The sequence below is a fragment of the Streptomyces sp. NPDC048290 genome (assembly GCF_040652095.1).
Lineage (GTDB): Bacteria > Actinomycetota > Actinomycetes > Streptomycetales > Streptomycetaceae > Streptomyces.
This window is the reverse complement of record NZ_JBEZLM010000012.1, coordinates 1-12,764: the sequence shown is the minus strand read 5'-3', so window position 1 is coordinate 12,764 and position 12,764 is coordinate 1. Positions and strand designations below refer to the sequence as shown.

The following is a 12,764-nucleotide window of genomic DNA, read 5'->3' as shown; positions in this document are numbered from 1 at the left end:
ACCTGAAGTATTAGTCCCGCACGGCAGCGATCCCGGAAGGCCCAGCCATGACCGACAACGCCCCCACGCTCCCCGCCACCAGCCGCGAATGGCACCTGCTCAGCCGCCCCGTCGGCTGGCCGAAGCCCGAGGACTTCGCCCTGGTGGAGGCGGCGGTCCCGGCCCCCGGCGAGGGCCAGGTGCTGGTCCGCAACCGCTATCTCTCCGTCGACCCGTACATGCGCGGCCGGATGAGCGCCGCCAAGTCCTACGCGCCCCCCTACGCCCTCGGTGAGCCGATGCTCGGCGGCGCGGTCGGCGAGGTCGTCGCCTCCCGTGCCGAGGGCCTCGCCGTCGGCGACCATGTCCTGCACTTCGAGGGCTGGCGCGAGTACGCGGCCGTGGACGCCACCAGTGCCGTCCGGGTCGACCCGGCCGCCGCCCCGCTCCCGGCGTACCTCGGTGTCCTCGGCATGACCGGGCTCACCGCCTACGCCGGGCTGCTGCGGGTCGCGGACATGCAGGAGGGGGACACCGTCTTCGTCTCGGGCGCGGCCGGGGCCGTCGGCAGCCAGGTCGGGCAGATCGCCCGGCTCAAGGGCGCCGGCCGGGTCATCGGCTCGGCGGGCTCCGACGAGAAGGTGAAGCTGCTGCTGGACGAGTACGGCTTCGACGCCGCCTTCAACTACAAGAACGGCCCGGTCGCCGAGCAGCTCGCCGCCGCCGCCCCCGACGGGATCGACGTCTACTTCGACAATGTCGGCGGCGACCACCTGGAGGCCGCGATCGGCGCCCTCAACCTGGGCGGGCGGATCGCGATCTGCGGCGCGATCTCCGTCTACAACGCCACCGAGCCCGCCCCCGGCCCGCGCAACCTCGCCCGGCTGATCCAGATCCGCGGCCGGATCGAGGGCTTCCTCGTCAGCGACCACTACGACCTCCAGCCGCGGTTCGTCCAGGAGGTCGGCCCCTGGGTCGCCTCGGGAGACCTGAAGTACGGCGAGACCGTGGTCGAGGGCGTGGAGAACACCCTGGAGGCGTTCCTCGGGGTGCTGCGGGGCGACAACACCGGGAAGATGATCGTCGCGCTGTAGCCCCGCTGCCCTTCTGTGGATTTCCGGTATCCGGTAACTTCTTTCCGAAACCGCTCGGGATCGTGGGCGCGAGTCCCGGGCGGACCCGAGGAGGAAGAACCCGTATGCCCATCCAGCAGTCCGACGTCCTCTACACCGCCGTCGCCACCGCCCAGAACGGCCGTGACGGCCGGGTCGCCACCGACGACGGCAGGCTCGACGTGCTCGTCAACCCGCCCGAGGAACTCGGCGGCAGCGGCGCGGGCACCAACCCGGAGCAGCTGTTCGCCGCCGGGTACAGCGCCTGCTTCCAGGGCGCGCTGGCCGTCGTCGCCCGCAAGCGCGGCGCGGACGTCTCCGGCTCGACCGTCACCGCGAAGGTCGGCTTCGGCAAGAACGCCGAGGGATTCGGCCTCCTGGTGGAGATCTCCGCCAGCGTCCCGGACACCGACCCCGACACCGCCAGGGCGCTCCTCGCGGAGGCCCACCAGGTCTGCCCCTACTCGAAGGCGACCCGGGGCGACATCACGGTGACCCTGACCTGACGGCAGCAGAAAAAAGGGGGGGGCCGCGGCCGACCAGCCACGGCCCCCTCTCCTTCCTGGTGACCGGCGGTCAGCTACCGCCCGCCCCCGCTCCCGCCATCGCGAACAGCGCCCGTCCCACCTGCGCGAACTCGCCCTTCGGGTGGTCCCGGAACAGCGGCTCGGTACCGAACAGCACCGCACCGCGCCCGCTGACCACGGACGCCTTCTGGGCCGCCTCGCCCGGACCGCCGCCGCCGTCCGCCCGCGCCCGCCAGTGCCCGGACACCAGCGGCGCGCCGCCGCCGTACGACTGCTCCACCCGCACCCCGGCGCCCAGCCCGGTGAACCACATCGGCCCGTACACGAAGGCGTGGTCCGGTGATCCGGCCGTCAGCGGGCCCGAGTTGACCACCCGCACCACTCCGTTGGCGTCCCCGTCGGCCGCGACCGGGGTGACCGGCAGCAGCCCGGCGGCCGTGTTGAGCGCGGCCCCGGCCCCGCCCCGCCCGACCAGACCGTGCCCGGCGAGGAAGGCGCCCAAAGCGTCCCGCGCGGCGGGCGTCAGCCGGGCGTGGTCGAGCCCGGCCGACACCGACAGCACATCCACCGAGGACCAGTCGAACCCGGCGTTCAGCACGGCCGTCGACACCGGTGTCACCGCGAAGCCCATCTCACGCAGCGCGAACAGCTCGCCCGAGGCCACCGCGGCGGCCACCCGCACCGGCCGCAGCACCGCGCCGCCCCGCTCCTTGGTGGAGCGGAACACCACCCCGTGGGCGTCGGCCACCGCGCGGACCCGCTCCCGGGCCGAGCCCGGCACGACCGCGCCGCCGCCGTCGTGCGAGCGCCGCACCTCGACGCCCCGCCGCAGCAGCTCGTTGAGCGCGGCGACCTCCCGCGGATCGTCCAGCCGCAGCTCCAGGTTCCCGTACCGGCCCACCGCGGCGACCGGCGCCGCCGCGTCCACCGGCCGCGGCGACCCGCCGTGCGGCCGGTCGGCCGGGGTCACGGTCGCGCCCCACAGCCGCCCGAGGCTCCAGCCGGAGATGTCGTACATCGCCGACACCTTGCCGCTGATGTCCCGGCCGTCCGCGAGCAGCGCGTTGACCAGCCCCCGCTTGGGCTGCCGCATGTCGACGACGTACGACCCGGCGGGGTACGTGGTGCGCCCGGCGCGGAAGGAGTGCCGGGCGCGTTCGACCTCGACACCGTTGGCGAGGAGATGGTCCACCAGCCGGGCGGCGGCCGTCGCGGAGCGCTGGGCGCCGCCCGCCGGGACGATGTACGCGCCCGGGAACCGGACCGTGTACACGTCCTCGGGCCCGATCCCCGGCACCCCGGGCACGGTCCGCTCCGACACCGGCACCTGCGCCGCCCCGGCGGCACCGCGCCGGAACACCTCGATCTGATCGGCGATCAGGGACGCCCGGCGCTCCCGCACATACTCCAGGGTGGCGTCCAGCGCGGCCCCGGCGACGGCCACGTTGACCGCGGAGCGGCGCCGCAGCTCCGCCACCGGCAGCGTGTTGTACGCCGCGTTGTTGACCTGGAGGGGTATCTCCACGGTGTGCGCGGCGACCGCGCCGTGGAAGGCCGCGTACTGCGGGGTGAAGATCGGCGGCCAGTCGTCCCAGCCCTCCTCCTGGTCGCGGAACGGTATCTGCGCGGGCCGTACCCCGTCCCGTCCCTCCGTGTAGCCGAGCCCGTTGACGGCGGACTCCATGCCGAGCGCGTTGGCGTAGGTGTGCTTGAGGAACAGGTCGTACTCGTAGTTCTCGCCGTGCGGCGGGGTCGTCGGCTCGATCAGCGTGCCGTTGACATAGCCGTGCAGATCCAGCAGCACGGCCGGCTGCTTCTCCAGCATGATCTGCCGCATCGCCCGGGTCTCCGGCTGCGAGGCCGTCACGAAGTCCCGGTTCAGGTCGAACCCGTTGCCGTTGGCCCGGGTGCCCGCGATCCGGCCGTCCGGGTTGGCCGTGATGTTGAAGTACAGCCGGGAACGGCCGAGCAGCTCCCCGGTGCGGGCGTCGTTGGCCCGCGCGAGCCGCTCGATCAGCTTCAGGGAGGCGTCCGTGCCCTCCCACTCGTTGCCGTGGATGTTGGAGTTGAGGAAGACCGGCGTCTTGTACGCCGACCTGACCGCCTTGTCCTTCGCCGCCCGCGCGGGCTCCCGCTCGATCAGCTCCCGCAGCCGCTGCTGCTCCCGGGTCTGCCGGGCGCTCTCCGGCGCGGTCACGGTGACCAGATACAGCCGGTGCCCCCCGGCCGACCGCCCGGCCACCTCCACACTCACCCGGTCCCCGATCTCCTGGAGCGCGTTGAGCCGCTCCGCGATGCCGTGGTACGGGATCAGCCCCAGCTTGACCGACCGGTCGTCCGGGTTCACCGGGTCGGGCGTGAGCCGCTGTTCGCGGGGATAGCCGCGCGCGGAGCCGCCGAGTTCGGCGACCGGCGCGGTGAGCGCCTGCCGGGCCGCGTCGGCGGGGGAGCGGCCGAACGCCTCGTCGGTGGTGCCGCCGTCCCGGACGGGGGGCGGCGGCGGAGCCGAGTCGGCCCCGGCCGGGCCGGTCAGGAACAGGGAACCGCCCGTCGCGAGGGCGAGGGCGGCGATCAGTACGGCCCTGCCGGGCCGGGGTCTGGCGGGGCTGCTTTCCGTGGTGCGCACGCAGTACCTCCTCCGGTCTTCCTGAGATCGGTACGGCGAGATCTACCCGTTCGGACCAGCCGCAACAAGAGGGCGGTACCGACCCGCCCGCCCCGGCCGCCTCCGCACGGCCCCCGTTAGGCTTCGCCCATGCATGATCTCGGGGTGGGTTTCGGCTATCTGATCAAGGGCCAGCGCTGGATGGCCGGACACGGCAGGAGTTACGGCTTCGGACTGATCCCGGGCCTGGTCACCCTGGTGCTCTACGCGGCGGCGCTGGTCGCGCTGGCGCTGTGGGGCACGGACTTCGTCGCCTGGGCCACCCCGTTCGCCGACGACTGGGCGAGCCCCTGGCTCGGACTGTTCCGCGGCTTTGTGACGGCGGTCCTGTTCGCCCTCGCCCTGCTGCTCGCGGTCCTCACCTTCACCGCGGTCACCCTGCTGGTCGGCCAGCCCTTCTACGAGAGCCTCTCCGAGCGGGTCGACCGCGATGTCTCACCCGACGGCACGGCGCCCGAGTCCGGTCTCCCGCTCTGGCGCGAACTGTGGATCTCGGCCCGCGACAGCCTGCGCATCCTGGTCCGCGCGCTGATCTGGGCGATGCTGCTCTTCGCCCTCGGCTTCATCCCGGTCGTCGGGCAGACCGTGGTCCCGGTCGTCGGCTTCTTCGTCACCGGCTTCTTCCTCACCGAGGAACTCGCCGCCGTCGCCCTCCAGCGCCGCCGCGTCGACCTCCGCGCCCGCCTGACCCTGCTCCGCTCCCGCAAGCGCCTGGTCTGGGGCTTCGGCACCCCGCTCGGCCTCGCCTTCCTGGTCCCGTTCGTGGCGGTCTTCCTGATGCCGGGCGCGGTGGCCGGCGCCACGATGCTGGCCCGGGACCTGCTGGGGGAGGGCTTCAAGGACGACGAAGGGGACGCGGGGGACGAAGAGAACGGGGCGGCCGAGCGCTCGGCCAAGCGCACCCCCGCCCCATAGCTCCCCCCGCGGCGCTCAGCCCCCCGCCCCCACCGCAACCCCCACGATCGCCCGCACCTGCGCCACGATGTCCGCCCGGTTCTGCTCGAACACCGGGTCGGTCACCTCCGCGGTGTTCCCCGCCCCGAACTCCAGCACCGGGGTGTGCACATGTCCGCCCGGCAGTGTGGCGCCGAGGCCCAGCCGGTCCCGCAGCAGCGTCGCCCGGTAGGCGATCTCATTGGAGAGGTAGTTCCCGCCGCCGCCCGACCGGGCCGCCGACCCCGGCGTCGGACCGCCGGGCCGCACCACGGGGGCGCTCTCCCCGGCCGGTATCTCCGTCACCGAGGTGTTGTCGAGCACCGGGAACCGCCCGGTCCCGGCCGCCGTGATCGCCGCGTACGGCAGGGTCGTCGACGTCCACTGCGGCTGTGAGCCGGGGTCGGTCACCGGGACCGGTCCGGCCGTCCCGGTGTTGAGGTTGTCGCCGGTGCCGCCCCGCCAGGCCCCGTTGGTCCGCTCGATGTCGAACCGTCCGATCCGGCCCTGGCTGACCGTGGCGAACAGATCGACCTTCCCGAGCACCGGTCGCAGGGTCCGCTCCACCATGCCGTCGGCGAAGTCCGCCCAGCGCACCGGGAACACCGCCGTCTCGACCCGGGCGGGTCCGGCCGCCGTCTCGATCACCGTGCCGTCCAGCGCCAGCGCGCCCGCCCCGGACGGGTTGGAGATCCGGACGTCCCGGTCCAGCGTGAACGGGTCGAACCCGGTCACCAGCACCCGCCTGACCTTGTCGCCCTTCGGGTACCGCAGATCGTCCTGGCCGCGCGAGCCGCGCTCCAGGAGCCCCAGCAGCCGCTCCCGCCGCTCGTCCGACAGGGCGAACTCCGGGGTCCAGGCGCGTACTTCCCGGGTCATCGACAGCCGCGCCCAGTACAGCGGTCGGTCGTCGGCCCGGCTCAGATCCCCGCCGGCCGGTCCCCGCCCCTGCGCCCGGTCCACGGCCCGCTCCCACAGAGCCGACCCTTCCCGGACGACGATCCGCGCGGCCTGCGCGTACGACCGCGCCCGGGACAGCTCACGGGTCAGGCGGGGCGCGGCGGAGTCGAAGCCGGAGCGGCGCAGGATCTCCTGCGGCACCGCCCGGTCCAGCCGGAGTTCCTCCACCGTCGGCGGCGCGGCGGCCCCGGCGGGTTCGGCGGCGGAGGCGGGGAGCGTGGGAGCGGCGAGCGAGGCCAGCAGGACGACGGCGAGCGCGCCGCCGCGGACAGCCAGGGATCTCAAGGTACTTCGGTCCTTCCGTCGCAGTGGGGTGCGAGGCACCGGAAGGCCGCAGTATCGCGTGACAGGAGCGACCCTGGCCAGAGGCGTTACCCAGCCGACTCCCGCCCGGGGCCGGGGTCTTCGCCGAGCAGCGCCAGGAAGTCCCGGAACGCGCCCGGCATGTCGACCGACTCCGGGTCCAGCAGCCACTGGTACTGGAGCCCGTCCATCACCGCCACCAGCAGCGGCGCGGTCCGCTCCGGCGTCAGCCCGTTGGGCAGCCGGTCGCCGTACTCGGCGCGCAGCGCCGCCGCCATCGCGGCCCGCACCCGGGTGTAGCGGCCGGTGAAGTAGGCGCGCGCCGGATGCCCCTCGGTGACGCTCTCGCCGAGCAGCGCGCTGAAGGTCTGGATGATCCCGGGGCGCATCGCGTTGTACTCGACCAGCGCGGTCAGCAGATCCATCCGCCAGCGGCTGTCCGGCAGCGCGTCCCACTGGTCCCGCTCCTTGAGCACCGCGACCAGCAGCGCGTCCTTGGTCGGGAAGTAGTGCAGCAGCCCCTGCTGGGTGAGCCCCACCCGCTCGGCGACGGCGGCCAGGCTGGCGCCCCGGTAACCGCGCTCGGCGATCACCTCCAGAGCGGCCCGGACGATCTCCGCCCGCCGCTCCTCGCTCCTGACCCTGGCACTCATGCGGTCACCGTACGGCATACCCGACCGAAGATAACAGCCATATAACAAAACCTACCGACCTACAGGTGACGGATGCACGATGGAAGGACCAGACACACGCGACGAGGAGGCAGCCCCATGGCGACGACCACCGAGGGAACCGGACGGACCGGCGAGGACCAGGGCGCCGCGGGCGCCGCGCCCGGCCCGGACCAGGCCCGCGAAGCCGCCGTGGGCGCCGCGCTCGCCGCGCTCGACCTCGACACCAAGGCCCGGCTCCTGGCCGGTCACGACATGTGGACGCTGCCCGCCCTCCCGGAGATCGGCCTCGCCCCGCTGGTCCTGTCCGACGGCCCCATCGGCGTACGCGGTCTGAGCTGGAGCGCCGACGACCCGTCCGTCGCCCTGCCCTCCCCGACCGCGCTGGCCGCCACCTGGGACCCGGACCTCGCCGAACGCGCCGGGACCCTGCTCGCCCAGGAGGCCCGCCGCAAGGGCGTGCACGTGCTGCTCGCCCCGACGGTCAACCTGCACCGCTCACCACTCGGCGGACGCCACTTCGAGGCGTACAGCGAGGACCCCCACCTCACCGGCCGGATCGGCACCGGATACGTCCGGGGCGTGCAGTCCGGCGGTGTCGCCACGACCGTCAAGCACTTCGTCGCCAACGACGCCGAGACCGACCGCTTCACGGTGAACAACCTGATCGGCGAACGGGCCCTGCGCGAGCTGTACCTCGCCCCGTTCGAGGCGATCGTGACGGACGCCCGCCCCTGGGGCATCATGACCGCCTACAACTCCGTCAACGGCCCCACCATGACCGCCCACCACCACCTGGTCCAGGAGGTGCTGCGCGGCGAATGGGGCTTCGACGGGGTCAATGTCTCCGACTGGACGGCCGCCCGCGACACCGTCGCCGACATCACCGGCGGCCTGGACCTCGCGATGCCCGGCCCGAAGACCGTCTACGGCCCGGCCCTCGCCCAGGCCGTGCGCGACGGCGCGGTACCGGAGGCCGCCGTCGACGCCGCCGTCCGCAATGTCCTGCGGCTCGCCGCCCGCGTCGGCGCCCTCGCCGGTGCCGAACCCGCCGTCACCGCGCCGCCCGCCCCCGTCGACGGCGAGGCACTGGCCCGCGAGATCGCCCACCGCTCCTTCGTCCTGGTCCGCAACGAGCCCCGCCCGTCCGGCCCCGCCCTGCCGCTGCGCCCCGGCACCACGGTCGCCCTGCTCGGCGCCGCCGCCCGTGACGCCCGCATCCTCGGCGGCGGCTCCGCCACCGTCTTCCCGTCCCGGACCGTCTCCCCGCTCGACGGCCTCACCGCGGCCCTCCCCGAGGGCGCCCTCACCTACGCCGTCGGCGCCGACCCCAGCACCGAGCTGGGCGTCGCCGACCGCGGCTTCACCCTCAGCGCCGTCTGCCGCGACGCCCGGGGCGAGATCCTCGCCACCGCCTCAGCGCCCAGCGGCCACCTCCAGTGGACGGACGGCGACCTGCCCGAGGGCGTCACCCACGAGCGGCTGCACACCGTCGAACTCACCGGCACCTACCGCCCGCGCGAGAGCGGCACCCACACCTTCGGCATCCGCGGCGCGGGCGCCTTCACCCTCACCGTCGGCGGCCGGACGTACTTCGACGACGTCCAGGCGCCCGGCGAGGGCGACCCCTTCGCCGCGTTCTTCGGCTCCCCGGTGCCGCACGCCGAGATCCCCCTCACCGCGGGCGACCCCGTCGAGGTCTCCCTCACCCAGGTCGTCGCCCTGCCCGACGACCTCCCGGTGAAGCTGATCACCTTCTCCCTCACCCACCAGGAGCCGGTGCGCGACCCCGCCGAGCTGATCGCCGAGGCCGCGGCGGCGGCCCGCGCCGCCGACACCGCCGTCGTGGTGGTCGCCACCACCGACGCGGTCGAGTCCGAGGGCTTCGACCGCACCTCCCTCGCCCTGCCCGGCCACCAGGACGACCTGGTCCGCGCGGTCGCCGCCGCCAACCCGAACACGGTGGTGGTGGTCAACGCCGGGTCCCCGGTCGAACTGCCCTGGCGCGACGAGGTGGCCGCGATCCTGCTGACCTGGTTCCCCGGCCAGGAGGGCGGCGCCGCCCTCGCCGACGTCCTCACCGGCGCCCAGGAACCCGGCGGCCGGCTCCCCACCACCTGGGGCGCCCTCGCCGACGCCCCCGTCACCGAGGTCACCCCCACCGACGGCACCCTCGCCTACACGGAGGGCGTCTTCATCGGCTACCGCGCCTGGGAACGCGCCGACCGCGTCCCCGTCTACCCCTTCGGCCACGGCCTCGGCTACACCACCTGGGCGTACGAGACGATCGAGACCGACGGCGGGACGGTCACCGTCCGGGTCCGCAACACCGGCGACCGCCCCGGCCGTGAGACCGTCCAGCTCTACCTCGCCCCCACCGCCCCCGACCCGGACCGCCCGGCCCGCTGGCTGGCCGGTTTCACCACCGTCGAGGCCGCCCCCGGCGCCACCGCCGAAGCGGTGATCGCACTACCCCGCCGCGCCTTCGAGAGCTGGGACGAGCGGACCGCCGCCTGGTCGTTTGTGAAGGGTTCGTACGAGATCCAGGCCGGGCGTTCGATCACCGACCGAATGCTCTCGGTCACGACTACTGTCTGATCGAGGACGATTCGTCCCACCGAGCAGCCCCGGCCCGGAACCTGACACCCGGGCCGGGGCTCATCTCTGCTCCCCTCTGCCCCCTCTGCTCCCCTCGCGATCAGCGCGCGCCGAAGCCGTACACCGTCTCCGAGCGGAACACCTCGCCCGGACGCAGCACGGTGTCGGGGAACTCCGGCCGGTTCGGCGAGTCCGGGAAGTGCTGGGTCTCCAGGGCGATCCCGGCGCCGGGCGCGAACGGCTCACCGAGGTGGTCGGCGGTGTAGAGCTGGATGCCCGGCTCCGTCGTCGCCACCGTCAGAAACCGCCCGGACACCGGGTCGGACAGCTCCGCGACCCCCACCGGCTCGTCCGTGACCCCCTTGTCGAGGACGAGATTGTGGTCGTACCCCGGGCCGGTCTCCCGGCCCCCGCGAAAGTCGAACCGGGTCCCGTCGACCGGCTCGACGCCCGTCGGGATCTGGTCCGCGCCCACCGGCAGATAGCGCGAGGCGGCGACCCGCAGCCGGTGCCCGCCCGCGCTGCCCGAACCGGCAAGGTTGAAGTAGCTGTGCTGGGTCGGGTTCACCGGCGTCGGCGCGTCGGTGACCGCCTCGTACGCCACCCGCAGCGCCCCGTCCGCGTCCAGCGAGTACGTCACCGCGATCTCCAGCCGCCCCGGATAGCCCTCCTCGCCATGCGGACTCACCCGGCTGAGCCGTACCCCGTGCGGCACCGGCTCGCCGTCCCACACCCGCTTGTCGAAGCCGCGCTCCCCGCCGTGCAGCGCGTTGCCCGCGTGATTGCGGGCCAGGGCGTACGTCAGCCCGTCCAGCGGGAACCGGCCGCCCGCGATCCGGTTGGCGTACCGCCCCACCAGCGCGCCGAAGTACGGCCCCGGGTGCGCCAGATAGCCGTCCAGATCCGCGAACCCCAGCACCACATCGACCCCGCCCGGCACCTCGATGGACTGCACGATCCCGCCGTACGACAGCACCCGCACCCGCACGCCAGCCCGCTCCAGGGTCCAGCGCCGCACACGGGTGCCGTCGGGAAGGGTGCCGAAGTGTTCGCTCATGATCGGAAGACTAGGGCTTCGCGGGACCGGGGCCCGTCCCCCCGCTCACCCCTTCTCGGCGGTGACCTCCCGGTACGCCAGCTCCGCCAGCCGCGCCTGACCGTCCTTGCTGGGATGGAACCAGTCCCACTGGCTCAGCTGGTCCGTGCCGAAGTCGTACCCGAACACCGCGCCTCCGTCGAACCGGCAGCGCTCGTCGTCCTCGCACACCGTCCGCAGCACCTCGTTGTACGCCCGCACCCGCTCCTGCACCGACTGGCGGCGGTCGGTCGCCGCCGCGTCCAGCGCGTCCGCGTCGCCCAGCATCGACGGACAGATGCCCAGCTTCCACACCTGCTTGCCCAGCGGGTTCGTCCGCCCCTCTGACCACAGCCGCAGCAGATCCGGCACGCTCGCCACATACAGCTGCGCCCTCGGCGCGCCCCGCCGCAGCGCCGCCAGCGCGTCCTTAAACGCCTGCCGGAACTCGACGACCGGCGTCATGTCCGCCACCGACTTCCGGCAGGCGTCGTTGGCACCCGCCATCACCGTCACCAACTCCGGCCGCCGGTTCGCCGCCTGGGCCATCTGGCCGGGGAGATCCGCCATCCGGGCGCCCGTCTCCGCGTAGTTCCAGCTGTGCGTGGCCGCCCGCGCGCTGCCCAGCAGCCGGACGGCGAGCGAGTCGACCTCCGGGCTGCTGCCCGTCGCCCAGGACACCTCGGGGCAGTCCGACAGGACCGTACAGGCGTCGAAACCGCGGGTGATGGAGTCCCCGACGGCGGCCACCGACGCCGGACTGACATCCCACCGCGGGGTCGGCTTCGGCGCGGGCTGCGCCTTGCGCTCCACCTCCGGCGCGCCCCCGTCCCCGCCCACCGCGTCACAGCCCGCCAGCCCGACGACGGCCGCCGTCACGGCGGCGAGCACCGCCAACGCGCCCGGACGCCGCCGCAAACCCTGCCCGATCCCCACAAAGCCCTCCTCGCGCGGTCACCGTCCCCACCTCATAAGAACGCGCGAGGGTTCCCGGTACCTGACACGGAACGCCATCCGCCCGCACAGGCGTCCTGCCGGGTGAATGGCGACGGTTTCCCGGCACCAGGACCGACGGTACGTCACACTCCTTGCGCCGCCGCACGGTAGCCTCGCCATCAAACGTGGCTGCCGGCCACCGCCGCTCAGCCGCCGCACATATTGTCCCGCTCAGCCCGGAGGTCCCGGTGACGACACGTGGAGTTCTGTACGTGCACTCCGCTCCGCGCGCGCTGTGCCCACACGTCGAGTGGGCCGTCGCCGGAGTACTGGGCACCCGCGTCAGCCTCGACTGGACCCGGCAGCCCGCCGCGCCCGGCACCTGGCGCTCGGAGTTCTCCTGGAAGGGCCAGGTCGGTACGGCCTCCAAACTCGCCTCGGCGCTGCGGGGCTGGCAGCTGCTGCGCTTCGAGGTCACGGCCGAGCCGTGCGCCACGGCGGAGGGCGAACGCTACAGCTGCACTCCCGACCTGGGCATCTTCCACGCCGTCACGGGCATCCACGGCGACATCCTGATCCCCGAGGACCGGCTGCGGGCGGCGCTCCAGCGCAGCGCGCGCGAGGAGACCGACCTGCCGTCGGAACTGGCCCGTCTCCTCGGCAAGCCCTGGGACGACGAACTCGAACCCTTCCGCTACGCGGGCGAGGGCGCGCCGGTCCGCTGGCTCCACCAGGTGGTGTGACCCCCACCGGGTTGTGTCTCGAGCGCGGCCGGGCGGTGTTCCGGGTGCGGCTGCGCCGCGGCCGTTCACACAGTTCCCCGCGCCCCTAGCAAAACGGCACGGTCGTATGTCGGGTGCGGGTGGGTGGGGGCTGGCCGCGCAGTTCCCCGCGCCCCTAAAAGCAGGGGCCGTCGCAACGCCGCTTCTTTAGGACACCGGCCGCCCGGACCAGGTGCTGCCGACGCCGTCGCACACGATCGGCCCGTTCTACGGGTACGCGCTG

Annotated in this window: 10 protein-coding genes; 5 read left to right on the top strand and 5 right to left on the bottom strand. The window is 73.7% G+C overall.

The genetic code is table 11. The features are described 5' to 3' along the window. Positions 1-47: 47 nt before the first annotated feature. Together AB0D49_RS21520 and AB0D49_RS21515 are read left to right on the top strand one after the other, a co-directional pair. Positions 48-1,073, top strand: coding sequence for an NADP-dependent oxidoreductase (locus AB0D49_RS21520; RefSeq protein ID WP_362759567.1), 1,026 nt, complete (start codon positions 48-50; stop codon positions 1,071-1,073). Positions 1,074-1,177: 104 nt separating this feature from the next. Then, positions 1,178-1,597 carry an organic hydroperoxide resistance protein gene (locus AB0D49_RS21515; RefSeq protein WP_362759564.1) on the top strand — a complete coding sequence of 140 codons (420 nt, stop codon included), beginning with the start codon at positions 1,178-1,180 and terminating at the stop codon, positions 1,595-1,597. A gap of 70 nt (positions 1,598-1,667) precedes the next feature. Here the strand turns inward: AB0D49_RS21515 and AB0D49_RS21510 are convergent, their stop codons facing one another. Further along, complete coding sequence (locus tag AB0D49_RS21510) at positions 1,668-4,244, bottom strand: M14 family zinc carboxypeptidase (protein WP_362759561.1); 2,577 nt, start codon at positions 4,242-4,244, stop codon at positions 1,668-1,670. A 129-nt stretch (positions 4,245-4,373) separates the two neighbouring features. Here AB0D49_RS21510 and AB0D49_RS21505 point away from each other — a divergent pair, with 129 nt between their 5' ends. Next, on the top strand, positions 4,374-5,198 hold the full coding sequence (locus AB0D49_RS21505) for an EI24 domain-containing protein (protein ID WP_362759557.1): 825 nt from the start codon (positions 4,374-4,376) through the stop codon (positions 5,196-5,198). A gap of 15 nt (positions 5,199-5,213) precedes the next feature. Here AB0D49_RS21505 and AB0D49_RS21500 read toward each other — a convergent pair whose 3' ends face one another. Both AB0D49_RS21500 and AB0D49_RS21495 read right to left on the bottom strand, forming a co-directional pair. Next, positions 5,214-6,461: a pyroglutamyl peptidase gene (locus AB0D49_RS21500; RefSeq protein WP_362759554.1), complete on the bottom strand. Its 1,248-nt coding sequence runs from the start codon at positions 6,459-6,461 to the stop codon at positions 5,214-5,216. A gap of 86 nt (positions 6,462-6,547) precedes the next feature. Next, positions 6,548-7,150, bottom strand: a complete 603-nt coding sequence (locus AB0D49_RS21495) for a helix-turn-helix domain-containing protein (RefSeq protein WP_362759552.1) — start codon at positions 7,148-7,150, stop codon at positions 6,548-6,550. Positions 7,151-7,249: 99 nt separating this feature from the next. Between AB0D49_RS21495 and AB0D49_RS21490 the strand changes: the two genes are divergently transcribed. Then, the gene (locus tag AB0D49_RS21490; protein WP_362759549.1) at positions 7,250-9,748 is read left to right on the top strand and encodes a glycoside hydrolase family 3 C-terminal domain-containing protein; all 2,499 of its coding nucleotides are present in this window, start codon (positions 7,250-7,252) and stop codon (positions 9,746-9,748) included. 100 nt (positions 9,749-9,848) lie between these two features. On the opposite strand, the gene AB0D49_RS21485 is transcribed toward AB0D49_RS21490, so the two are convergent. Then, on the bottom strand, positions 9,849-10,805 hold the full coding sequence (locus AB0D49_RS21485) for an aldose epimerase family protein (RefSeq protein ID WP_362759547.1): 957 nt from the start codon (positions 10,803-10,805) through the stop codon (positions 9,849-9,851). A gap of 45 nt (positions 10,806-10,850) precedes the next feature. Further along, complete coding sequence (locus tag AB0D49_RS21480; protein ID WP_362760149.1) at positions 10,851-11,741, bottom strand: SGNH/GDSL hydrolase family protein; 891 nt, start codon at positions 11,739-11,741, stop codon at positions 10,851-10,853. A gap of 266 nt (positions 11,742-12,007) precedes the next feature. Here AB0D49_RS21480 and AB0D49_RS21475 point away from each other — a divergent pair, with 266 nt between their 5' ends. Then, on the top strand, positions 12,008-12,502 hold the full coding sequence (locus AB0D49_RS21475) for a DUF3145 domain-containing protein (RefSeq protein WP_362759544.1): 495 nt from the start codon (positions 12,008-12,010) through the stop codon (positions 12,500-12,502). Positions 12,503-12,764 lie beyond the last annotated feature (262 nt).

Excerpts from the sequence above, each read along its gene's own strand:
- AB0D49_RS21520 (WP_362759567.1), top strand. The coding sequence starts at position 48 with ATGACCGACAACGCCCCCACGCTCCCCGCCACCAGCCGCGAATGGCAC.
- AB0D49_RS21515 (WP_362759564.1), top strand. The coding sequence starts at position 1,178 with ATGCCCATCCAGCAGTCCGACGTCCTCTACACCGCCGTCGCCACCGCC.
- AB0D49_RS21505 (WP_362759557.1), top strand. The coding sequence starts at position 4,374 with ATGCATGATCTCGGGGTGGGTTTCGGCTATCTGATCAAGGGCCAGCGC.
- AB0D49_RS21495 (WP_362759552.1), bottom strand. The coding sequence starts at position 7,150 with ATGCCGTACGGTGACCGCATGAGTGCCAGGGTCAGGAGCGAGGAGCGG.
- AB0D49_RS21490 (WP_362759549.1), top strand. The coding sequence starts at position 7,250 with ATGGCGACGACCACCGAGGGAACCGGACGGACCGGCGAGGACCAGGGC.
- AB0D49_RS21485 (WP_362759547.1), bottom strand. The coding sequence starts at position 10,805 with ATGAGCGAACACTTCGGCACCCTTCCCGACGGCACCCGTGTGCGGCGC.